Origin of the sequence: Planococcus halocryophilus, from assembly GCF_022489025.1 — a bacterium.
Taxonomy (GTDB): Bacteria; Bacillota; Bacilli; order Bacillales_A; family Planococcaceae; genus Planococcus; species Planococcus halocryophilus_A.
The window spans coordinates 320,518-342,899 of sequence record NZ_JAKVTG010000002.1 but is presented as its reverse complement, the minus strand read 5'-3'; the positions used below and the strand labels follow the sequence as shown (position 1 = coordinate 342,899).

The 22,382-nt window shown below is 40.2% G+C and carries 23 protein-coding genes; 22 read left to right on the top strand and 1 reads right to left on the bottom strand.

Annotated elements, in window-relative coordinates; all coding sequences use genetic code 11:
• Window position 1: 1 nt before the first annotated feature.
• The 10 genes from mnmG to MLE13_RS04510 all read left to right on the top strand — a co-directional run bounded on the left by mnmG (window position 2) and on the right by MLE13_RS04510 (window position 9,251).
• Complete coding sequence (gene mnmG, locus MLE13_RS04555) at window positions 2-1,891, top strand: tRNA uridine-5-carboxymethylaminomethyl(34) synthesis enzyme MnmG (RefSeq protein ID WP_240748269.1); 1,890 nt, start codon at window positions 2-4, stop codon at window positions 1,889-1,891.
• 124 nt (window positions 1,892-2,015) lie between these two features.
• Complete coding sequence (rsmG, locus tag MLE13_RS04550; protein WP_240748268.1) at window positions 2,016-2,729, top strand: 16S rRNA (guanine(527)-N(7))-methyltransferase RsmG; 714 nt, start codon at window positions 2,016-2,018, stop codon at window positions 2,727-2,729.
• 86 nt (window positions 2,730-2,815) lie between these two features.
• A complete protein-coding gene (gene noc / locus MLE13_RS04545; protein ID WP_240748267.1) occupies window positions 2,816-3,679 on the top strand; it encodes a nucleoid occlusion protein in 864 nt (287 codons plus the stop codon).
• 221 nt (window positions 3,680-3,900) lie between these two features.
• Window positions 3,901-4,662 (top strand): ParA family protein, encoded by a 762-nt coding sequence (locus MLE13_RS04540; protein ID WP_240748266.1) that lies wholly within the window; start codon window positions 3,901-3,903, stop codon window positions 4,660-4,662.
• Window positions 4,655-5,488 (top strand): ParB/RepB/Spo0J family partition protein, encoded by an 834-nt coding sequence (locus MLE13_RS04535; RefSeq protein WP_240748265.1) that lies wholly within the window; start codon window positions 4,655-4,657, stop codon window positions 5,486-5,488. The genes MLE13_RS04540 and MLE13_RS04535 overlap by 8 nt, the downstream gene beginning before the upstream one ends.
• A 129-nt stretch (window positions 5,489-5,617) precedes the next feature.
• Entirely contained in the window at window positions 5,618-6,331 is a 714-nt protein-coding gene (locus MLE13_RS04530; protein WP_240748264.1) for a DUF554 domain-containing protein, read from the top strand.
• A gap of 19 nt (window positions 6,332-6,350) precedes the next feature.
• Window positions 6,351-7,244 (top strand): mechanosensitive ion channel family protein, encoded by an 894-nt coding sequence (locus MLE13_RS04525; protein ID WP_240748263.1) that lies wholly within the window; start codon window positions 6,351-6,353, stop codon window positions 7,242-7,244.
• 14 nt (window positions 7,245-7,258) lie between these two features.
• A complete protein-coding gene (locus MLE13_RS04520) occupies window positions 7,259-7,459 on the top strand; it encodes a DUF951 domain-containing protein (protein ID WP_008427706.1) in 201 nt (66 codons plus the stop codon).
• 88 nt (window positions 7,460-7,547) lie between these two features.
• Complete coding sequence (ychF, locus tag MLE13_RS04515; protein WP_240748262.1) at window positions 7,548-8,648, top strand: redox-regulated ATPase YchF; 1,101 nt, start codon at window positions 7,548-7,550, stop codon at window positions 8,646-8,648.
• 222 nt (window positions 8,649-8,870) lie between these two features.
• Window positions 8,871-9,251, top strand: a complete 381-nt coding sequence (locus MLE13_RS04510) for a gamma-glutamylcyclotransferase family protein (RefSeq protein WP_240748261.1) — start codon at window positions 8,871-8,873, stop codon at window positions 9,249-9,251.
• Between the two features lie 13 nt (window positions 9,252-9,264).
• On the opposite strand, the gene MLE13_RS04505 is transcribed toward MLE13_RS04510, so the two are convergent.
• A complete protein-coding gene (locus MLE13_RS04505; protein ID WP_240748260.1) occupies window positions 9,265-9,822 on the bottom strand; it encodes a DUF3267 domain-containing protein in 558 nt (185 codons plus the stop codon).
• A gap of 178 nt (window positions 9,823-10,000) precedes the next feature.
• Between MLE13_RS04505 and rpsF the strand changes: the two genes are divergently transcribed.
• The 12 genes from rpsF to MLE13_RS04445 all read left to right on the top strand — a co-directional run bounded on the left by rpsF (window position 10,001) and on the right by MLE13_RS04445 (window position 22,376).
• Window positions 10,001-10,288: a 30S ribosomal protein S6 gene (rpsF, locus tag MLE13_RS04500; protein WP_008427712.1), complete on the top strand. Its 288-nt coding sequence runs from the start codon at window positions 10,001-10,003 to the stop codon at window positions 10,286-10,288.
• Window positions 10,289-10,338: 50 nt separating this feature from the next.
• Window positions 10,339-10,812, top strand: coding sequence for a single-stranded DNA-binding protein (gene ssb, locus MLE13_RS04495; RefSeq protein ID WP_008497641.1), 474 nt, complete (start codon window positions 10,339-10,341; stop codon window positions 10,810-10,812).
• Window positions 10,813-10,861: 49 nt separating this feature from the next.
• Entirely contained in the window at window positions 10,862-11,098 is a 237-nt protein-coding gene (rpsR, locus tag MLE13_RS04490; RefSeq protein ID WP_006830564.1) for a 30S ribosomal protein S18, read from the top strand.
• A gap of 214 nt (window positions 11,099-11,312) precedes the next feature.
• Complete coding sequence (locus MLE13_RS04485; protein WP_240748259.1) at window positions 11,313-12,272, top strand: YybS family protein; 960 nt, start codon at window positions 11,313-11,315, stop codon at window positions 12,270-12,272.
• A 14-nt stretch (window positions 12,273-12,286) separates the two neighbouring features.
• Window positions 12,287-14,260, top strand: coding sequence for a DHH family phosphoesterase (locus MLE13_RS04480; protein WP_240748258.1), 1,974 nt, complete (start codon window positions 12,287-12,289; stop codon window positions 14,258-14,260).
• Window positions 14,257-14,706, top strand: coding sequence for a 50S ribosomal protein L9 (gene rplI / locus MLE13_RS04475; RefSeq protein WP_240748257.1), 450 nt, complete (start codon window positions 14,257-14,259; stop codon window positions 14,704-14,706). Before MLE13_RS04480 ends, rplI begins: the two co-directional genes overlap by 4 nt.
• 12 nt (window positions 14,707-14,718) lie before the next feature.
• A complete protein-coding gene (gene dnaB, locus MLE13_RS04470; RefSeq protein WP_240748256.1) occupies window positions 14,719-16,074 on the top strand; it encodes a replicative DNA helicase in 1,356 nt (451 codons plus the stop codon).
• Between the two features lie 132 nt (window positions 16,075-16,206).
• Window positions 16,207-17,493 carry an adenylosuccinate synthase gene (locus tag MLE13_RS04465; protein ID WP_008497638.1) on the top strand — a complete coding sequence of 429 codons (1,287 nt, stop codon included), beginning with the start codon at window positions 16,207-16,209 and terminating at the stop codon, window positions 17,491-17,493.
• A gap of 223 nt (window positions 17,494-17,716) precedes the next feature.
• Window positions 17,717-18,424 carry a response regulator YycF gene (gene yycF / locus MLE13_RS04460; RefSeq protein WP_065528579.1) on the top strand — a complete coding sequence of 236 codons (708 nt, stop codon included), beginning with the start codon at window positions 17,717-17,719 and terminating at the stop codon, window positions 18,422-18,424.
• Window positions 18,425-18,428: 4 nt separating this feature from the next.
• A complete protein-coding gene (walK, locus tag MLE13_RS04455) occupies window positions 18,429-20,255 on the top strand; it encodes a cell wall metabolism sensor histidine kinase WalK (protein WP_240748255.1) in 1,827 nt (608 codons plus the stop codon).
• On the top strand, window positions 20,246-21,580 hold the full coding sequence (locus MLE13_RS04450) for a YycH family regulatory protein (protein ID WP_240748254.1): 1,335 nt from the start codon (window positions 20,246-20,248) through the stop codon (window positions 21,578-21,580). The genes walK and MLE13_RS04450 overlap by 10 nt, the downstream gene beginning before the upstream one ends.
• Complete coding sequence (locus MLE13_RS04445; RefSeq protein ID WP_240748253.1) at window positions 21,567-22,376, top strand: two-component system regulatory protein YycI; 810 nt, start codon at window positions 21,567-21,569, stop codon at window positions 22,374-22,376. Before MLE13_RS04450 ends, MLE13_RS04445 begins: the two co-directional genes overlap by 14 nt.
• Window positions 22,377-22,382 lie beyond the last annotated feature (6 nt).

The window sequence follows — 22,382 nt, the reverse complement described above, 5'->3', positions numbered from 1 at the left end:
CATGCCACAATACGAAGCAGGCACGTTCGATGTCATCGTTGTAGGAGCCGGACATGCAGGAGCGGAAGCTGCTCTTGCGTCTGCGCGAATGGGCGCTAAAACGCTTGTTTTAACGATGAATCTGGATATGATCGCATTTATGCCATGTAACCCATCTATTGGTGGGCCAGCGAAAGGTATAGTCGTACGGGAAATAGACGCACTTGGCGGAGCCATGGGGCGCGTTATCGATAAAACACACATTCAAATGAGAATGTTGAATACAGCTAAAGGTCCTGCTGTTCGCGCACTGCGTGCACAAGCCGATAAAGTTCTTTACCAACAAGAAATGAAACGCTTGATGGAAGAAGAGCCAAACTTAAGCTTGCACCAAGGAATTGCAGAAGAATTGATCGTTGAAGATGGTAAAATTCAAGGCCTGATTACTCAAGTAGGAGGCATTTACCGGGCAAAATCTGTCGTGATTACGACAGGCACTTTCTTGCGTGGGGAAATCATTATTGGGGATCTGCGTTATTCTAGCGGACCGAATAATCAGCAACCTTCTATTAAATTGGCAGAAAACCTGGAGAAACTAGGTTTTGAAACGGTTCGGTTTAAAACAGGAACACCTCCGCGTGTAAATAGTAACAGCATCGATTACAGCAAAACGGAAATTCAGCCTGGAGACGATGTGCCGCGTGCATTTAGTTATGAAACGACCGAATACATTACGGATCAATTGCCATGCTGGTTAACGTATACAAATGAAGAAACTCACCAAGTAATAGATGACAATCTTCATTTGTCACCTATGTATTCGGGAATGATTAAAGGGACGGGTCCGCGTTATTGCCCTTCAATCGAAGACAAAGTGGTGCGTTTTAATGATAAGCCGCGTCATCAAATCTTTTTAGAACCAGAAGGTCGTAATACGCGTGAGGTTTACGTACAAGGCCTTTCAACTAGTTTACCTGAACACGTCCAACGGAAGCTGTTAGAATCGATTCCAGGGCTTGAGAAGGCCGAAATGATGCGTGCAGGATATGCCATCGAATATGATGCGATTGTGCCAACACAATTATGGCCGACATTAGAGTCAAAACAAATCGAAAATCTTTATACGGCTGGCCAAATTAACGGTACATCCGGTTATGAAGAAGCAGCTGGTCAAGGACTGATGGCGGGAATCAATGCAGCAGCAAAAGTGTTGGGCAAAGAAGAAGTGATCTTAAGTCGTTCGGATGCGTATATCGGTGTATTAATCGATGATTTAGTCACCAAAGGAACAAATGAACCTTACCGTCTACTGACATCACGTGCTGAATACCGCTTATTGCTACGTCATGACAATGCAGATATGCGTTTAACTGAACTGGGATATGCGATTGGCATGGTAAAAGAAGAGCGGTATGTGAAGTTTCTTGCGAAAAAAGAGCGGACTGAAGAAGAAATTAAACGCTTAAGAAGCGTCATGATCAAGCCAAATGAAACGACCCAGCAAGCGATTCGCGACGCAGGGGGCAGTGAATTAAAAGATGGCATTCGTGGAGCGGATTTATTGAAGCGTCCTGAAATGACTTATGACATGATTTCACAGTTAACCGCTTCTCCTGTAGACCTTGAGGATGAAGTAAAAGAACAAGTTGAAATTCATATCAAATATGAAGGATATATTGAGAAATCATTGATGCAAGTGGATAAACTCAAAAAAATGGAAAACAAAAAGATTCCTGATAATATCGATTATCATGCAATCTCTGGAATTGCCACTGAAGCTCGCGGCAAGCTAGCAGAAGTTCGCCCGTTGTCAATTGCGCAGGCGTCACGCATTTCTGGTGTTAATCCGGCTGACATATCCATCTTATTGGTGTATATTGAACAAGGAAAGATTGCAAAAATCTCTGTTTAATAAAGAAAAATCAACTTTTTCTTCTAAAGCAACTAAAGGCATAAGCTAGACAATAGAATGGACTGGCTCACACCAGTCCATTTCTTAATTTACATAAAGAGCAAGAAAGAGGGAGGAAGCTAGTTTGAATGAACAACAGTTTAAAGATGCCCTCAGTGAAAAAGGGATCGTCTTAACCGATACACAACTTGAGCAATTCAGGATCTATCATAAAGAACTAGTCGAGTGGAACGACAAGATGAACCTTACGGCAATTACTGAACAATCGGCTGTGTATTTAAAACATTTTTATGACTCTGTAACTGCAGCATTTTACTTAGATTTCACAAAACCAATGAAAATTTGTGATGTTGGTGCCGGTGCAGGATTCCCCAGTATCCCACTAAAAATTTGTTTTCCCCATATTGAGGTTACGATAGTGGACTCTTTAAACAAACGCATTCAATTTCTTCAGCATTTGAGTGGTGAACTTGGATTGACTAAAGTACAATTTGTTCATTCGAGAGCAGAAGATTTTGGACAATCTACTCACCGTGAAAGTTACGATGTCGTAACAGCGCGTGCTGTAGCGCGTTTATCCGTACTCGCTGAATTATGTGTTCCGCTTGTTAAAAAGGGCGGCGTCTTTGCAGCGATGAAAGCAGCCTCAGCTTCTGATGAATTAGATGATGCGGAAAAAGCATTGCAAAAACTAGGTGTAAAGTTAGAAGCCGTTCACTCTTTCTTATTACCGATAGAAGAAAGCGAACGTTACATTCAAGTATTTAAAAAATTCAAAGAAACACCAAAGAAATATCCGCGGAAAGCTGGAGTTCCAAACAAATCACCAATCTCTTAATGTTTCACGTGGAACATTAAGTTTGAGAGCAATAAGGTGATTAATATTCAGCTATAAAGTGAGCTTGTAAAAGGTGGTGCTTGAGGATGAAAAGTCCTTTTTCTCGTTTCTTCGGAGGCGGAGATAAAGCAAATGATACAGCGAAGAAGGAAACAGCAGAACACAAAGCGTCAGAAGAAGTTATGAAATTGCCGCTCGATAAAATACATGCAAACAAATATCAACCAAGAACAATTTTCGATGAAGAAAAGATCGAAGAACTTGCACGGACCATCCATGTCCATGGTGTTATTCAACCGATCGTAGTCAGAAATTCTGAAAGAGAAGGCGAATATGAAATAATCGCCGGTGAGCGACGTTTCCGTGCAATGAAATCGCTCGAGTGGACAGAAGTACCGGCTATTATTCGTAATTTGAGTGATAAAGAAACGGCATCTATCGCTTTGATAGAAAACCTCCAACGCGAAGAACTTACTTCGATAGAAGAAGCGCATGCTTACCGGAACTTGTTAGATATACAAGAAATTACACAAGAAGCTCTAGCACAACGTCTTGGTAAAGGCCAATCGACAGTTGCGAATAAGCTGCGTCTGTTAAAATTGCCGGAAGAAATACAGACAGCTTTACTTAATCGACTGTTAACAGAACGGCATGCAAGAGCTTTGTTGCAAGTAAAAGATGCAGAACAACAAAAAAAGTTATTTGATGAAACCATTGAAGAAAGCTTGAACGTAAAGCAATTAGAAGCGAAAGTAACTAAATTGCTTTCAACAGAGCCAAAAAAACCAAAAGCACGTAAAAAAGCCTTCAGTAGAGATATGCGCATTGCGATGAATACGATTAAAGAATCATTAAGTATGGTGTCTAAAAGTGGTATTGATTTAACTACAGAAGAAGAAGAACACGATGAATACTATCAAATTACCGTGAAAATTCCGAAAAAAAAATAACGAAAAGCTCTTTCCAAGTTTGGAGAGAGCTTTTTTAATGATTAGAACATCGTATTGTTGAAAAATTTTGATACAATAGAAAAATAGGAAGCTCCTATAACGTAAGTTTCCGATTTACATCAAAAAAATGTTTCATTAAGCTGTTTTTAACGCCAATAAAATAGCTAAAATAAAGATTCCGAAGTAAAATAAAGAAAGTAATAAAGAAAGTTGGTGCAAGTGTGGGTAGAACTATTGCGATCGCCAATCAAAAGGGCGGCGTAGGAAAAACAACGTCTTCAGTGAACTTAAGTGCCTGCCTTGCGTATTTAGGCAAAAAAGTTCTTTTAATAGATATCGATCCTCAAGGAAATGCTACCAGTGGGGTAGGCGTCAATAAAGGTGATGTTGATAAATGCATTTACGAAGTGTTAATCGATGACATCGCTGTAAAAGATACAATAATGGAAACAAAGGTAGAAAATTTACATGTAGTTCCCGCTACCATTTCTTTAGCAGGAGCAGAAATCGAATTGGTTTCGACTATTTCAAGAGAAGCCCGCTTAAAAAATGCATTAGAAGAAGTCAAAGATATGTACGATTACATAATCATTGATTGTCCGCCGTCTTTAGGTTTATTGACCTTGAATTCTTTAACAGCTTCTGATGCAATCATTATTCCAGTACAATGTGAATACTATGCATTAGAGGGACTAAGTCAATTGTTAAGTACGATTCGTTTAGTACAAAAACATTTAAATCATGATTTAATGATTGATGGTGTATTATTGACGATGCTAGATGGACGAACAAACTTAGGCGTGCAAGTAATTGAAGAAGTGAAAAAGTATTTTCAGGATAAAGTGTATAAAACCATTATCCCAAGAAACGTAAGATTAAGTGAAGCACCGAGCCATGGAGAGCCAATTATTATTTATGATCCAAAATCCAGAGGCGCAGAAGTGTATTTAGAATTGGCAAAGGAAGTGATTGATAATGGCTAAAGGATTAGGAAAAGGCATAAATGCATTGTTTCCAGGAGAGACAATCAGTGATATAGATAAAGTAAATCAAATCAATGTTGGCGAAATCCAAGCCAATCCATATCAACCACGGAAAATCTTTGATCAAGCAGCTTTAGATGAATTGGCCGAATCCATTAAAGAACATGGAATTTTACAGCCGATTGTCGTACGAAAAGCAGGAGAAAAATATGAAATTGTGGTTGGAGAACGTCGTTTCCGTGCAGCGAAGTTGGTGAAGTTGAAGAAAGTTCCAGCGATTATTAAAGATTTATCAGATCAACAAATGATGGAACTTGCTATATTAGAAAATCTTCAACGTGAAGATTTAACGCCGATTGAAGAGGCGGAAGCTTACCAAAAGTTAATGGAAGCTTTAAGCTTAACTCAAGAGCAGCTAGCCTTCCGATTAGGCAAGAGTCGTCCTCATATCGCCAATCATATTCGTCTTTTGTCATTGCCCGAGAATGTTCGGAAACTCATATCTGACAAAGAATTATCGATGGGTCATGGACGTACATTATTAGGGTTGAGAAGCAAGAAACTTATTCCGGAAACTGCTGAAAAAGTGGTTAAGGAAAACTTGAATGTTCGTCAATTGGAAAATCTAGTGCAACGTTTAAATGAAAATGTTCCACGTGAAACAATTGAAAAAAAGAAAGATATTTTTATAGAAGAAAAACAATCAGAACTGAGAGATCGTTTTGGTACAAAAGTTCAAATTAAGAAAAACAAGAACAAAGGGAAAATTGAGATAGAATTTTTCTCGGAAGACGATTTAGAACGGATTTTAGAATTATTAAGCTGACGAGTGCCTATTTCCCAGAACAGGGGAATAGGTTCTGTTTTTGATAATTGGAAAACTAAATAATGCTCTCAAAAGAGGGAGAAGAGGAACTTGCTGTAGATGAAGCAAGGGTGAAGGGGGAGAAATGTAATGGTTCTCTTAGGAACATTGATAAATGCAGTATTAATTATAGTAGGAACCATACTTGGAAGAGCTCTTCGAAATATCTCTGAAAAAATGAAAGAAACGGTTATGTATGTAATTGGTTTATCAGTAATTGTTCTGGGACTGGATATGGGGTTAGGAAGTCAAAACTTCGTAATTGTCATCATCAGTTTAGTGCTGGGTACAGTTATTGGAGAGTGGGCAAATTTAGAAGGTAAGTTAAATGATTTTGGTCATTGGATTGAACGTATACTGGGAGCAAAAGAAAGTAAAGGTAGTTTAGCGCAAGGATTTGTAACAGCGACGTTAATATTTGTTATTGGAGCAATGGGGATCATTGGGGCGATGGAAAGTGGCCTCAGTAATGAGCATGGGGTCCTAATCTCTAAAGGGATTATAGATGGATTTACTTCTATTATTTTAGCTTCTACACTTGGATTTGGCGTTATGCTTGCGGCAATCCCTGTATTTGTCTATCAAGGATTGATCGCGTTATTTGCTACTCAAATTAGTTTGGCGATTCCTGCCGATGCGCTAGATATGTTTATTTTAGAAATGAGCGCAACAGGCGGTGTTATGATTGTCGCCATTGGTTTAAATTTGATGGGTGTAACAAAGATTAGAGTAGCAAACTTATTGCCAGGGATAATAGTAGTCGGGGTAGTCGTTTCGGTTATGTATAATTTTAATTTGATGTAAAAACCGGGAAGGTGAAAGAGTGAATGTTGAAAAAATAACACAACGGATTTTAACCGTGCTGTCTGACGAAGCCATGTGGATAGGGTTGTTCGTTGTTTTTTTGAAAGTGATTTTAATCACTGTAGCTGCAATTGTGTTGGTGAAAGTATTGCGTATGTTAATTCGGAAAACCTTTTCTGTCCGCATTAAAGGCCCGCTTGTTTATAATGAGCGGAGACAACAAACTTTATCAAAATTATTGTCAAATGTCGTGGCATATGTTGTTTATTTCATAGCAGTTGTTTCTATACTAGCGACCTTTACAATCGATATTACAGGACTCATCGCTGGTGCAGGGGTACTAGGATTAGCTGTAGGGTTCGGCGCACAAAACTTAGTGCGTGATGTGATTACTGGCTTCTTTATTATTTTTGAAGACCAGTTTTCTGTAGGGGACTATGTTCGTATCGGTATTGCTGAAGGAACTGTAGAAGAAATTGGATTACGGACAACGAAGGTAAAGGCGTGGACTGGGGAATTATTTATTTTCCCAAACGGCAATATAATGGATGTTGTGAATTTTTCAATTCACAACTCAATTGCGGTAGTTGACATCAATATTTCGTATGAATCAGATATAAAGCGTGTAGAAGAATTAATTATGGAGTTTTTAAATAGCTTACAGGAACGATATGAACAAATTATCAAGCCTGCTGAGTTGCTAGGGGTGCAAAATTTAACGACGACGGAAGTGGTTATGCGAATTACAGCAGAAACGATGCCAATGCAGCATTTTGCTGTAGCACGAGAAATACGTCGTGATTTAAAAGATTTCTTAGATCAACGAGGAGTCGAAATTCCTTACCCACGCATGCTGATGGTACAGCGATCGCCTGGTGAATCTAACATAACGAAAAATGCTAAAAATGAATAAAAGGAGAAAAATTCATGGAAATGAAGGACTTTGGACTGAATGACATAGTGGAAATGAAAAAAGGCCATCCTTGTGGAGCAAATGCATGGAAAATTATCCGCATGGGAGCAGACGTCCGGATTAAATGTGAAGGTTGTCAGCATAGTGTGATGCTACCTCGTATGGAATTTAATAAAAAGATGAAAAAGGTTCTAGTAAAAGCTGAAAGTGAATGAAAAATGGACAATTTCAAGTTTCGTTCTTATAATGGAATGGTTGTGTAAAAAATAATTCGTTTTATATAGAGGAAAGGTTGTGCATCCTATGGCATTAACTGCAGGGATTGTAGGGTTACCAAACGTGGGGAAATCCACATTATTTAATGCAATAACTAAAGCGGGTGCCGAAGCGGCAAACTACCCGTTCTGTACAATAGATCCAAACGTTGGAATTGTTGAAGTTCCAGATGAGCGTCTTGATAAATTGACGGAATTAGTGGAACCGAAAAAAACCGTTCCAACGGCTTTTGAGTTTACGGATATTGCAGGAATCGTAGAAGGCGCAAGTAAAGGTGAGGGATTAGGAAATAAATTCTTATCTCATATCCGTGAAGTTGACGCAATTTGCCAAGTTGTTCGTTGTTTTGCTGACGACAACATTACGCATGTAACAGGTAAAGTAGATCCGATTTCTGATATTGAAGTCATTAACTTAGAGTTAATCTTAGCTGATATGGAAAGCATCGAAAAGCGCATTGCACGTGCAGCGAAGTTAGTGAAACAAAAAGACAAAGACGCAGTTGCAGAAGAGCCAGTGCTTATGAAATTACGTGAAGCTTTCGAAAACGGCCAATTGGCACGTTCAATCGATTTCACGGAAGATGAGTTAAAAATCGCAAAAGGGTTGAACTTATTAACGATCAAACCAATGCTTTACGTAGCAAATGTTGCAGAAGATGAAATTGCAGATGCTGATAACAACGAATACGTTCAAACCGTACGTGATTTTGCAACGAAAGACAATGCAGACGTAATCGTGATTTGTGCAAAAATCGAAGAAGAAATGGCTGAACTTGAAGACGAGGAAAAAGAAATGTTCCTTGAAGAGTTAGGCATTAAAGAATCTGGCTTGGACCTATTGGTTAAAGCTTCATACAGCTTACTTGGATTAGCGACGTATTTCACAGCGGGCGTTCAAGAAGTTCGTGCATGGACATTTAAAAAAGGCATGAAAGCACCACAATGTGCCGGCGTTATTCACTCTGACTTCGAACGCGGATTTATCCGTGCTGAAACAGTTGCCTACGATGACTTGGTCGAAATCGGATCTATGGCAGCAGCAAAAGAAGCAGGGAAAGTACGTCAAGAAGGTAAAGAATACATCGTCAAAGACGGCGACGTAATGCTATTTAGATTTAACGTCTAAAAGCGGAAACGACCGTTATGCTCCGACCGGCGTAAGACGATCTGGCGAAGCGGCGTTCTTGGCCGCACAGCTGGAGTGGCTTACGGCCCGAGGAGCAGGTCGTTGCAGCTGGATAAGACTAAAATCGGAAACGACCGTTATGCTCCTTTGAACGAAAGGTTACAAAACTAAAAAATAACCGGATGCCTCACCGCATCCGGTTTTTGCATGGAGGAATAGAAAATGTTGTTATTTGTATACGGAACGCTGAAACAAGGCGGGAAGTATCATAGTTATTTGGATGAAGCTGAATTAGTGGAAGAACGTGCATTGGCAAAAGGCTCTTTATATGACACCGGTATGGGTTACCCAGCAATGGTTTTATCGAGTGATTGCCAAGTTGAAGGAGAAATATACGACATTCCGGAAGTTTTATGGCCGGCTCTAGATTATCTTGAGGACTATTCGGGAAATCCAGAAATGGATTTGTACGATAAAAAGAAAATTCAAGTAGAAGTAGATGGCAAAGTTGTCGAAACGCTTGCTTATCTTGCAAAAGATGAAAAGTTATTGAAAAAACAAATCCCGACTGGGAAATGGGAAGTACGGTATTCGATGGCATAAAAAAGCACCGAGATTACTCAGTGCTTTCGTGATCCGGGTAATGATCATATACATGAAGACGCGGCAACGAAGGATCATCAAGGATCCATGCCGCGTTTTTTTCTTTGCGCAATTCGGTATACATGAGAAAGTCGCCAAAAGCACCGGCGGTCAGCATAGCGCCTAGAAATACAAGGACTTGACTATCGAACCAAAACCCTAAAACAGTCGGAACAAAAGCAGTAGCCCAAAAAGGCAAGAGCAATGCTTTGCGCATAGCGTGATTTTGGATAGGTTTATTCGTAGTGGCATACGCTATACCGAGTTGTAGGTTTACACCATAATTCAATGAAGAGATTGGCACTTTACCGAATAACACAAAGCCGATTAAGTGAAAAAGTTCATGTAAAACAATCAACACCAAATAACCAGTTACAAACAAAGAAATTCCTATTAAAGAAAAGCCGAACGATAGCGGCTCGTTAAAAAGATGGTAAAAAACAGCGAATACAATCAGCAAAGCGGCATTAAACCACAGTGCTTTAGGTGCTATTTCATCCATCTTTAACTCGATGATTCGAGAAGTTGTCATGGCTTCACGTCCTTTGAAATCTATGGTGAAAAGTATAGCTGATTTGAAAGTCAAAAACATGCTTGCGAGAGCTTAGTTACTATGATACAATACAGTGATGTGAGTAATATTTATGAATTGCTTGCTCCTTGCCCGCTGGATACAGCAGGGCCCAAGTCCATGAGGAGGTGACAACACGATGAGAGAATATGAATTAATGTATATCATTCAGCCTGCAATTGAAGAAGAAGCGAAAAAAGCTCTAGTTGAGCGTTTTAACGACATCCTTACTACAAACGGTGCTGAAATCATCGAGTCGAAAGAGTGGGGTAAACGTCGTTTAGCTTATGAAATCAACGATTTACGTGAAGGTTTCTACCAAATCGTAAAAGTAAACGCTGGTTCTGAAGCTATCAACGAATACACACGTCTTGCGAACATTAACGAAGACATTATTCGTCATATCGCTGTACGCAAAGACGCGTAAACAGGATACAGACACTGAATTTTTTTTGACTTGAAGGAGGTTGAATTCTGATGATTAACCGAGTTGTTTTAGTCGGAAGACTGACAAAAGATCCAGACCTTCGTTACACACCAAGCGGCGCGGCGGTTGCTCGATTTACACTAGCTGTAAACCGGACTTTCTCGAACGCTCAAGGTGAACGCGAAACTGATTTCATTAATTGTACCGTTTGGCGCAAACAAGCTGAAAATACAGCGAATTTCCTTAAAAAAGGAAGCTTAGCAGGTGTTGAAGGCCGTATCCAAACTGGTAGCTACGAGGGACAAGACGGGAAACGCGTCTATACAACAGAAGTAGTGGCGGACAGCGTTCAATTCCTTGAACCAAAAAGCGCCAATACGGATCGTTCACAAGGACAGCAGCCTTCCTATCAACAGAACCAATCACCAAGCCCAAGTCAGCAAAACCATACTCGTGTAGATGAAGATCCATTCTCAAGCGGTAGCGGCCCGATCGAAGTATCGGATGACGATTTACCGTTCTAAGATGGACGGAAACTAACGATTAATCATTAAGTAAAGGAGGTAATTCGATATGGCACCACGTCGCGGAGGAAAAAAACGGAAAAAGGTTTGTTACTTCACTTCCAACAACATCACGCACATTGACTATAAAGATACTGATCTTTTGAAGAAATTCATTTCTGAAAGAGGGAAAATCTTGCCACGTCGTGTTACAGGCACTAGCGCTAAATGGCAACGTAAGTTGACAATCGCTATTAAACGCTCACGTATCATGGCACTTCTACCGTTTGTTGCGGAAGAAAGATAATTACGATTCTTAAGACCGGGAAACCGGTCTTTTTTTTATGCAATGAAATATGACGGGAATATTAAATGATGATAGCAAAAATCATAATTTTAATATCACTTTTGTTTTACAGCAGTTATCTCCTTACGGGGGACGGCTCCTTTTGTTCAGGTTCTTGAATCATGGTACAATTACAAGGATGAAATATACCCGAAAGAAGGGGAAATCCAGTCATATGCAAAATCAACAAACGCGACAACTTACCAATGGGGCGATGATGGCAACCGTATTTACCGTGTTACTGGCAATTTCGGTTTACGTGCCTGTTTTAAGTATAGTAAGTACGTTAGTTTTGGCATTGCCAATTGCTTGGTACAGTGCGAAATATCCTTGGAAAGCTTCTGCGCTTTTCGCAGCAGTCTGCTTGATACTAGCCTTTATCATCGGTGGCCTTTTATCTTTACCTTTAGCATTGATCCTCGTGCCTCTAGGATTGGCAATTGGTATTTCGATTTATTATAAGAAAAGCAAATTATTTATGTTCATGAGTGCTAGTTTAGTCTTTTTGATGTCGTTGATGGTCCAATATGTGGCGTCAATTTGGCTATTTGGGATCAATGTGTTGGAAGAGTTTTCTTCGATCTTTGATGAATCATATGAACAAGCTATTGTCATGATGGAAAAATTAGGAGCTTCTGACGCTTATATGGAAGACTATAATGAACTAGTTGGGCAATTGCAGTTTTCATTTGAAACTTTATTGCCTGTTTTACTAGTATTAGTGGTTTTCTCAATTGTGTGGGTGTTATTGCTGATTCTATTGCCGATTTTGAAACGCTTTGGAATTATGGCTCCTAAATTTCCGCCTTTTCGGAACATGAAATTGCCAAAATCTGTTTTATGGTATTATTTAATCGTGTTGCTTGTTTCGTTGTTATCAGAGTTTGAACCTGGAACAATGGCGTACATGATTTTCATCAATGCCACCGTGCTGCTCCAATTCCTGTTGTTTTTGCAGGGTGTTTCTTTTTACCACTACTACATTCACCAGGAAGGCTGGCCAAAATGGGTGACGGTACTGGTCACAATCTTGGCATTTCCCTTGCAGTCATTTACGAGTATTGTCGGAATCGTAGATCTTGGATTCGATATCCGAGGTTGGATTAAACGAGCACACGAGTTCAAAGGAAAATAAGGAGCTGAAGAATAATGTCGGCTTTTTTCAGAAAAAGAAAACTTAGATATCCACTTATCGCACTTCTAGCTCTCGGCATGGCCGCAGCGATTCTGATTTCGCTTTGGTCAGAATGGGCCGCAGGTATTTTTACATTGCTTTTTGTGCTGGCTTTTACAGCCACTTGGGTGACCGAAAAAAGAGTTTATGAGGCCACAGAAAAGCATATTGAAACATTATCGTACCGAATGAAAAAAGTCGGAGAAGAAGCTTTGCTCGAAATGCCGATTGGTATTTTGCTAGTCAATGAACAGTATGACATCGAATGGGCAAACCCTTATATGACTTCGATGCTAGAATACGATACATTAATCGGTGAGTCGCTTTATACATTATCTGAAGACTTTCATCCACTTGTGAAATCAGAAGAAAAAGAATTGACCATTGCGTTAGGCGATCGGAAATACCGCGTGTATTATAAAGCGGATGACCGTTTGTTCTATCTTTTTGATATTACAGAACAAGTCGAAATCGAATCGCTATATTATGCGGATCGCACAGTTATCGGAATCTTATTCATCGATAATTACGACGAACTTGCGCAAGGAATGGATGATCAAACACGAAGCAATCTCAATAGTTTAGTCACTTCCTTGGTCAACCAATGGGGTGCAGATTATGGGATTTTCGTAAAGCGTATTTCGTCGGAACGGTTCATGGCTGTATTTAATGAATCGATCTTAAAAGAGCTTGAGACATCGAAATTTGCTATTTTGGATGATATTCGTGAAGTTACCTCTAAAGATAATTTGGCATTAACTTTGAGTATCGGTGTCGGTGCCGGATCTGCTTCATTAGTTGAACTGGGCAGTCTTGCTCAATCCGGTTTAGACTTAGTTCTTGGCCGTGGTGGCGATCAAGTGGCGATCAAGCATCCGAGTGGAAAAGTTAAATTTTATGGCGGCAAAACCAATCCGGTTGAAAAACGGACCCGGGTCAGGGCGCGTGTCATTTCGCATGCATTACGTGATTTAATCCAAGAAAGTGACCAAGTGTTTATAATGGGACATAAAATGCCGGATATGGATTCAATAGGCGCAGCAGTTGGCGTAGCCAAAATGGCGGCCATGAATAAAATCAAAGGTCGCATCATCATTGATTTTGATGCCTACGATCGCAGCGTCATGCGATTAATGGAAGCCATCGAAGGAGAACCCGAATTGTTTTCTCAGTTTATAACTCCTGAAGAGGCGTTAGCTGAAATGACTGAGAACTCACTTCTTGTTGTTGTGGATACACACAAACCGTCAATGGTTATTGATGAACGCGTGTTACAACGGATGGAACGAGTTGTTTTAATCGACCATCACCGGAGAGGTGAAGAGTTTATCACCAACACGATGCTCGTTTATATGGAACCTTATGCGTCTTCGACCGCTGAATTGGTTACCGAACTTATCGAATACCAACCAAAGCACGAGAAATTGTCCATGTTAGAAGCGACAGCGATGCTAGCTGGGATTATCGTAGATACGAAAAGTTTTACGTTAAGAACAGGTGCCCGCACCTTTGAAGCCGCTTCTTATTTGCGTTCAAATGGAGCTGACACAGTACTCGTTCAACGTATATTAAAAGAAGACTTAGAAACTTATATTGAACGTGCTAAAATCGTTCAGACAGTAGAATTTGTCAGCAACGGTATTGCCATTGCAAAAGGCGAGTCTGAGCGCGTCTACAGTCCGGTATTGATCGCACAAACAGCCGATATTTTGTTAACGATGAAAGACGTTAATGCGTCCTTTGTCGTAGCTGAGCGGCCAGAAGGTGGCATTGGCATTAGTGCCCGTTCACTGGGCGAAGTAAATGTCCAAATAATTATGGAAAACCTCGGCGGTGGGGGTCATTTAACAAATGCGGCTACCCAAATGCCAAATTCAACAATAGAAGAAGCCGTTGAACAATTAAAAGCGGTAATTTTAGAAGATACTGAAGGAGGAACAAACGAATGAAAGTAATATTCTTGAAAGACGTAAAAGGTAAAGGCAAAAAAGGTGAGATTAAAAACGTAGCAGATGGTTATGCACATAACTTCCTATTAAAAAATAATTTAGCAATTGAAGCAAACCAGGCAACAATCAGTAAATTAGATGGTCAAAAGAAAAAAGAACAAAAAGAAGCTGACCAAGAACGTCAAGAAGCAGAACAGTTAAAAGAAACACTTGAAGGTTTGAAAATCGAATTGACTGCAAAATCTGGAGCAGATGGACGTCTTTTCGGATCAATTACAACAAAACAAGTAGCAACGGCACTTGAGAAAAAACATGGCATCAAATTAGACAAACGCAAAATGGAACTGGACGATGCTATTCGTGCGCTTGGCTATACGAATATTCCTGTAAAGTTACATCAGGATGTGATCGCTACACTTCGAGTTCATGTTACTGAAGAAGCGTAAGGTGAGACACCGATGAACGAAGCGATAGATCGTGTCCCCCCGCACAACCATGAAGCCGAGCAATCGGTTATTGGTGCCATTTTTTTAGAACCACCTTCTCTAATTACGGTTGCTGAAATCGTCATGGCAGAAGATTTTTATCGCATTGCCCATCAAAAGATTTTCCAGACGATGCTGAATTTAGCGGATCACGGAAAAGCAATTGATGTTGTGACCGTGACAGAAGAGCTTTCTGTCAAAAAAGAATTAGAAGACATTGGCGGGTTATCGTATTTAACGGAAATCGCTAATGCAGTACCAACAGCTGCAAACGTTGCGCATTATGCGCATATTGTTGAAGAAAAAGCGTTGCTTCGCCGATTGATCCGTGTAGCCACGACAATTGTAGAAGATGGATTTACACGTGAAGATGAAGTAGAAGCGTTGCTTTCCGAAGCAGAAAAGAAAATGATGGAAGTATCGAGCCGGAAAAAAGCCGGTGACTTTACCCACATCAAAGATGTTCTGGTCAAGACCTATGATAATATCGAGTTGCTGCATACCCGTAAAGGAGACGTTACAGGTATTCCTACGGGATTCCGAGACCTTGATAAGGTAACAGCAGGGTTTCAACGAAACGACTTGATCATCGTAGCTGCACGGCCTTCTGTTGGTAAGACAGCTTTCGCTTTGAACGTCGCACAAAACGTCGCGACTAAAACAGACGAAAATGTCGCCATCTTTAGTTTGGAGATGGGGGCGGAACAGCTAGTCATGCGTATGCTTTGTGCAGAAGGCAATATTGATGCACAAGTGCTTCGTACCGGTGCACTTCAAAATGAAGACTGGCGCAAGTTGACGATGGCGATGGGGAGTTTATCCAATGCCGGAATCTTTATCGATGATACACCAGGTATCCGCGTGAATGACATTCGTGCAAAATGCCGGCGTTTGAAACAAGAATACGGACTCGGCATGATTATGATTGATTATCTTCAATTGATCCAAGGACCCGGCAAATCCGGTGAAAATCGTCAACAAGAAGTTTCGGACATTTCCCGTTCATTAAAAGGATTAGCGCGTGAGCTTGAAGTACCGGTTATTGCATTGTCACAGTTGTCTCGTGGAGTAGAGCAACGACAAGACAAGCGCCCGATGATGTCGGATTTGCGTGAATCTGGAAGTATTGAGCAAGATGCCGATATTGTATCATTCTTGTATCGAGAAGATTATTACGACAAAGAAACAGAAGATCAAAACATGATTGAAATTATCATCGCAAAACAACGTAACGGTCCAACAGGTACGGTTAAACTAGCGTTTGTGAAAGAATATAATAAATTCGTCACCATTGACTGGAGTCAACATGAATCTGGCGGAGACTTTTAAACACGAACATTAAATGTGGTAACACATTTATATGTTCGTGTTTTATTCTGTTTTGTATTGACGGTTTTGCATTTAATTGGTACAATAAACACTGTTTGAGATAGGGCATATGCCTAACGGAGGTGCGGAATTATGACGTCAGTCGTAGTAGTAGGAACGCAATGGGGAGACGAAGGAAAAGGGAAAATCACTGATTTTCTATCAGAACACGCAGAAGTAATTGCACGTTACCAGGGTGGTAATAACGCTGGACACACGATTATTTTTGGTGGAGAAACGTATAAATTGCATTTGATTCCTTCAGGGATATTTTATAAAGAGAAAACATCGGTAATTGGAAACGGCATGGTCGTAGATCCAAAAGCGCTTGTTAAAGAATTAAAAGGTCTGCATGAGCGTGGCGTAACAACTGAAAACTTGCGCATTTCAAACCGCGCACACGTTTTACTGCCATACCATATTAAGCAAGACGAAGTAGAAGAAGCACGACGCGGAGCAAATAAAATTGGAACAACCGGTAAAGGCATCGGACCTGCTTATATGGACAAAGCAGCACGTGTCGGAATTCGTATGGCGGATTTATTGGACCATGTTGTGTTCGAAGAAAAACTGCGCATGAACTTGATCGAGAAAAACCGTCTGTTCGAGAAATTCTATGAAACAGAAGGATTTACTGTCGAAGAAATTATGGAAGAATATTATGCATATGGCCAAGAAATTGCTAAATACGTAACCGATACATCAAAAGTATTGAACGATGCAATTGATAATGGACGTCGTGTATTGTTCGAAGGCGCTCAAGGCGTTATGCTTGATATCGACCAAGGAACGTATCCGTTTGTAACATCTTCTAACCCAGTAGCGGGTGGAGTAACAATCGGTGCTGGAGTTGGCCCAACAACAATTCAACACGTTATCGGAGTATGTAAAGCGTACACGTCACGTGTTGGTGATGGACCGTTCCCAACGGAATTATTCGATGAAGTGGGTCAACAAATCCGTGAAATCGGTAAAGAATATGGGACGACTACTGGACGTCCACGCCGTATTGGCTGGTTTGACAGCGTAGTTGTTCGTCATGCGAGACGTGTTAGTGGCTTAACAGATTTAACAGTTAACTCGATCGATGTATTGTCAGGTCTTGAAACGGTTAAGATTTGTACAGCTTACCGTTACCAAGGGGAATTGATCACAGAATATCCAGCAAACTTACGCATGCTTGATGAGTGCGAACCAGTGTACGAAGAGCTTCCAGGCTGGTCTGAAGACGTAACAAGCTGCAAATCATTAGATGAGTTGCCAGAAAATGCACGTCATTACCTAGAGCGTATTTCTCAGTTGACGGGCGTACAAATTTCGATTTTCTCTGTCGGTCCTGACCGCAACCAAACAAACATCGTTACAAGTGTTTGGAGATAATCTTCTAAACTAGTGTAGTTATGATACAAGCTAAGCAGTCGCCTATGGGCGGCTGCTTTTTGATGTTTTGTGGATTGCGCATACGTTTTGAGCGTTTGAGGCAGAGGGGGGGTAGCTACTGATAGATGCGAAATGCCCTAAACAATGATAAAGTATAGGGTAGTAAAGCACGGGCAATGACAAGAAAAAGGGTGTAGATGGGAAGAAAAAGGGGAGAAAAATGATGAGTAAAACAATTTTAGTTGTAGACGATGAGAAACCGATTGCAGATATTTTACAATTTAACTTAAAAAAAGAAGGCTTTAATGTAGTTTGTGCATATGACGGGGACGAAGCGATTAAAATTGCAAGTGAAATCCAACCCGATTTGATGTTATTAGATATTATGTTGCCAAATCGTGATGGGATGGAAGTCTGTCGTGAAATTCGCAAGAAGTTCGATTTCCCAATCATTATGTTAACAGCGAAAGACTCTGAAATTGATAAAGTTTTAGGTTTAGAATTGGGTGCAGATGACTATGTCACGAAGCCTTTTTCAACGCGTGAATTGATCGCGCGTGTGAAAGCTAACTTGCGTCGACAAAATATAGCGCCTGCAGAAGAAGAGGGGCAAAATTCCAATGATATACAAGTAGGTGTTTTAACGATTCAACCAGATGCTTATCTTGTGTTAAAACGTGAGGAAACGATTGAATTGACTCACCGTGAATTTGAACTTCTTCACTATCTTGGCAAGCATATCGGACAAGTCATGACGCGTGAGCATTTGTTGCAGACGGTATGGGGCTATGATTATTTTGGCGATGTCCGTACAGTAGACGTTACCGTCAGACGTCTGCGTGAAAAAATTGAAGACAATCCAAGTCATCCGGCATGGATTGTGACACGTCGTGGCGTAGGGTATTATTTACGAAATCCTGAACAGGAGTAGTTAAATGTCTAAAGTAAATTTTTTAAAGTCGATACATGTGAAGTTTGTGTTAATTTATATTTTGCTGATTTTGCTGGCCATGCAGATCATCGGTCTGTATTTCGCTCAGCAGCTTGAAGAAACCTTGAAAGGGAACTTTGAGAGTTCCATTAAAGATCGTATGGAGATTATTGAATTTAGTGTGCGTGAAGAAATGATTAAAGAACGTACAGAAGAAAATTCAACACTCGAGCAAACATTGCGTACTGTATTATATGGTTTTCAATCAGATGATATTAATGAAATACGTGTAGTTGATACACGGTATAGCATTCTCGCATCTTCAGTCATTGAAAACCAAATACTCGTCGGGCAGCGCTCAACAAATGACTTAGTTCGGCAATCCATCATAGGAGAAGTCGATTTAGAACAGACCTATGTAGATAAGGAAAGCGAAGAGCGAATTTGGGTGCGAACCTTGCCGATTGTTGCGACAGGTGGCACCTTACTCGGGACTTTATATGTTGAAGCCGAGATTGAAAATGTCTATGACCAAATGGATGATATCAACTCGATTCTTGCAGTAGGTACGACGATTTCTTTGGCCATTACTGCAATTTTAGGGATTTTAGTGGCTCAAACAATTTCACGACCGATTGCGGATATGCGAAGGCAAGCGCAAGCCATGGCTAAAGGTAACTTCTCTCGTAAGGTAAGGGTTTATAGCGATGACGAAATTGGTCAACTTGCTCGAGCCTTTAACCATTTAACAAATCGATTGCAGGAATCTCAACAGTCGACAGAAAGCGAGCGCCGTAAACTGGCGTCTGTCCTTTCCAATATGACGGATGGAGTGTTATCGACCGATAGACGAGGACGAATTATTTTGATCAATGATCCTGCGCTTCAACTGCTTAATGTTTCACGTGAAACGGTTATAAATCGACCGGTAACGAGTGTATTAGGTCTCGAAGAAGAATATACTTTCGAAGATTTAATTGATATGAAAGAGTCTGTTACCTTAGATTTGAGTTCGTATGAGCAAAGTACATTATTACGAACAACGTTTTCTGTCATCCAAAAAGAAACAGGTTTTGTTAATGGACTGATTGCGGTCTTGCATGACAATACAGAGCAGGAAAAAATTGATATTGAACGTCGTGAGTTTGTTGCCAATGTATCGCATGAATTGCGAACTCCTTTGACGACAATGCGCAGTTATTTAGAAGCATTGGCTGACGGGGCATGGCAGGACCCAGACTTAGCACCGAACTTTTTGAATGTAACGCAAACGGAAACAGAGCGAATGATTCGATTGGTAAACGATTTGCTGAAATTATCGAAAATGGATTCGAGTGACACCGAATTGAGCAAAGAAATGGTCGAATTCAACGTCTTTTTCAACCGCATCATCGATCGTTTTGAAATGTCGAAGTCACACAAAGTGAATTTTAAACGTCAATTGCCTAAAGAGCAGTACTTTGTAGAAATCGACCCTGATAAATTAACGCAAGTAATTGACAATATTATTTCGAATGCATTGAAGTATTCTCCTGAAGGTGGGAAAGTCCGCTTTAATATGACGGTAGAAGAAGGATTCCTATTGATTCAGATTAGTGACGAAGGAATGGGGATTCCAAAAGAAAATGTAGATCGAATTTTTGATCGGTTTTATCGCGTAGACCGTGCAAGATCACGTGAAATGGGTGGCACGGGATTAGGATTGGCCATTTCCAAAGAAATGATCAATGCTCACGGGGGCGTCATCTGGGCAGAGAGTAAGCTAGGAAAAGGAACAAGTATTTTCTTTACGTTGCCATTTGAAGAAGACGACGGGGGTGAGTGGGATTGAAATATGTAGAACATATAAAGTCAATCGCTTTGTTTTTACTCATCCTACTGAGTCTTGCGTTAACCTTTACTATTTGGACATTCACACCGACACATGAAATTATTGAACCAACTACTACGGTAGAAATGCCGATTTCAGAAACGAAAAACACGGAAGAAATTGTACGTCCTGTAAAACTGCTATTTCATAATGACGAAAATGTCACAGGAACTAGCGACCAAAACGATATTAATGTATTTGTTGAGTCCTTAAAGAATTGGCAAATTAGCAATATAAGAATGGTGCAAGATGAAGCAACTCCAGCGACAATTAAATCTTATATGCATAGTTCAAAGCGAGCGCTTGTTTACTACCCAGGATTAGTTCCATTGCCAGTTTTTGACTCGATCAATAATATTGTGGATACAACGATTCCAGAATCTTCTTTTGACCGACTCATTATTGAATGGGATGCGCCAGCTAATGACCGTCCCGCTTTATACTTTATTAATACTTTGTCAGGAAGAATTTATAAAGGCGATCTTCGCGTAGAAGACTTGTACCAGTTTCAAACAGAAGTTGTAGATCAAGCAGTTGACTATAATACTTATGTCACAGATGATGCAATTGGTGTATTGCCGGTTTATGTGCAAAAAGATAAAGTCGAGAAAACGAGTATTGGTTTTTTACTAGATGAAATTTCAACTTCGAAATTTGCAGAAGCGTTACTAGATAGTCCTGAATTAGTATTCTCAGCTGATTTAAAAACGCAAGAGTATACGGATGATTCTGGAGCATTTATGAGAGAAAATCAGAACACCAAAAGTATAAAGTACATTCAGCCAAAAGCTGAAACAACAGATCCCGCCATTCCATCCGATTTATTATTCGATTCGCTTAACTATATCAATGCACATGGTGGCTGGACGGATCAGTATTTATACGCAGGTATGAATTCAGTGAACCAACAAATCGAGTATCAATTGTACGTAGCCGATTTACCGGTCTTCAGCAACTCAACTACAACAAACCTTGAACTTATGTGGGGAATAGATGACGGGGTAGAACAAGTTTATAGTTATGTTCGGCCAGCTTATCAACTAGATTCAGAAGCAGAAAAAAGAGTGGTTGTACTGGCCGCAGGAGAAGATGTGTTGAAAGCTCTCGGTCAAATGGAAGAAGAAGAACGATCCACGATAACGGACGTTACGCCTGCTTATCATGTAACGAGAAGCGAAGATGATTCTTTTATTATTTTTGAGCCAACTTGGTACGTTAAAACAAATGGTATTTGGACAGAGCTGCCAACGGAATTGACAGGAGGGCGAGAACTTGGATTGGAATAAAACCAAGACCATTTTTATCATTGTCTTTTCTATTTTAAATGTCTTTTTGTATTCCTTGTATTTGAATCGGTATACAGAAGCGAAAAATGTAGAAGTGCTTTCTGAATCCTCAGTGGATGAAAAGTTGCAGGCAGATAAAATCACCTATTCAAATCTTCCTGAAAACGTGGAAGGGATGCCCTATATTCGTGGAGAAACAAAAATATTCACGGCTAAAGAAGCACCTAAAGCAAATGTCCAGGTTAATATTCAAGATGGAAAAAAACTGCAGGTTTCGTATGAAAAAGCTGTTTCACCAGTCGGTGATCCAGAAAGTGCGAAAGCGGTAACTACGTTTATGGAACAAAATGTGTATGAAGGCACTGCCTATGAGTTATGGGAAATTGATAAAGAGTTAAATAAAGCTGTGTATTTTCAGAAGCTTGCAGGTGAAATTCTTTATTTTAGTGATGATGGGAAAGTAACGGTGTATTGGGATAATGAGGGGAATATTGTCCGCTATGAACAAACAATGTTCACCAATATTATCGAAAATGAAGAGCCGAAAAGCTTAGTGACAGCGGTCACCGCAATTCATACACTTTACCAAAAAAACATGCTAGAATATGGAACTAAAATTAGAAATACAGAATTAGGTTACTCTGTGCACGTACAAGTATCAAAAGATCGCCAAATGTTTGTTCCGACTTGGCATGTTCAAGGCGAACTTTCAGACGGTAGCCGACAAGATTATTTTGTGAATGCTGTAAAAGACGGAGTTATTGAATTGAACAAACCACCAGAAGAAGTAGAGTAAGGAGAT

Bases quoted from the DNA above. Each gene is read 5' to 3' on its own strand.
- mnmG (WP_240748269.1), top strand. From the start codon at position 2: ATGCCACAATACGAAGCAGGCACGTTCGATGTCATCGTTGTAGGAGCC.
- noc (WP_240748267.1), top strand. From the start codon at position 2,816: ATGAAAAGTCCTTTTTCTCGTTTCTTCGGAGGCGGAGATAAAGCAAAT.
- MLE13_RS04535 (WP_240748265.1), top strand. From the start codon at position 4,655: ATGGCTAAAGGATTAGGAAAAGGCATAAATGCATTGTTTCCAGGAGAG.
- MLE13_RS04530 (WP_240748264.1), top strand. From the start codon at position 5,618: ATGGTTCTCTTAGGAACATTGATAAATGCAGTATTAATTATAGTAGGA.
- MLE13_RS04520 (WP_008427706.1), top strand. From the start codon at position 7,259: ATGGAAATGAAGGACTTTGGACTGAATGACATAGTGGAAATGAAAAAA.
- ychF (WP_240748262.1), top strand. From the start codon at position 7,548: ATGGCATTAACTGCAGGGATTGTAGGGTTACCAAACGTGGGGAAATCC.
- MLE13_RS04510 (WP_240748261.1), top strand. From the start codon at position 8,871: ATGTTGTTATTTGTATACGGAACGCTGAAACAAGGCGGGAAGTATCAT.
- MLE13_RS04505 (WP_240748260.1), bottom strand. From the start codon at position 9,822: ATGACAACTTCTCGAATCATCGAGTTAAAGATGGATGAAATAGCACCT.
- rpsF (WP_008427712.1), top strand. From the start codon at position 10,001: ATGAGAGAATATGAATTAATGTATATCATTCAGCCTGCAATTGAAGAA.
- ssb (WP_008497641.1), top strand. From the start codon at position 10,339: ATGATTAACCGAGTTGTTTTAGTCGGAAGACTGACAAAAGATCCAGAC.
- rpsR (WP_006830564.1), top strand. From the start codon at position 10,862: ATGGCACCACGTCGCGGAGGAAAAAAACGGAAAAAGGTTTGTTACTTC.
- MLE13_RS04485 (WP_240748259.1), top strand. From the start codon at position 11,313: ATGCAAAATCAACAAACGCGACAACTTACCAATGGGGCGATGATGGCA.
- MLE13_RS04480 (WP_240748258.1), top strand. From the start codon at position 12,287: ATGTCGGCTTTTTTCAGAAAAAGAAAACTTAGATATCCACTTATCGCA.
- rplI (WP_240748257.1), top strand. From the start codon at position 14,257: ATGAAAGTAATATTCTTGAAAGACGTAAAAGGTAAAGGCAAAAAAGGT.
- dnaB (WP_240748256.1), top strand. From the start codon at position 14,719: ATGAACGAAGCGATAGATCGTGTCCCCCCGCACAACCATGAAGCCGAG.
- MLE13_RS04465 (WP_008497638.1), top strand. From the start codon at position 16,207: ATGACGTCAGTCGTAGTAGTAGGAACGCAATGGGGAGACGAAGGAAAA.
- yycF (WP_065528579.1), top strand. From the start codon at position 17,717: ATGAGTAAAACAATTTTAGTTGTAGACGATGAGAAACCGATTGCAGAT.
- walK (WP_240748255.1), top strand. From the start codon at position 18,429: ATGTCTAAAGTAAATTTTTTAAAGTCGATACATGTGAAGTTTGTGTTA.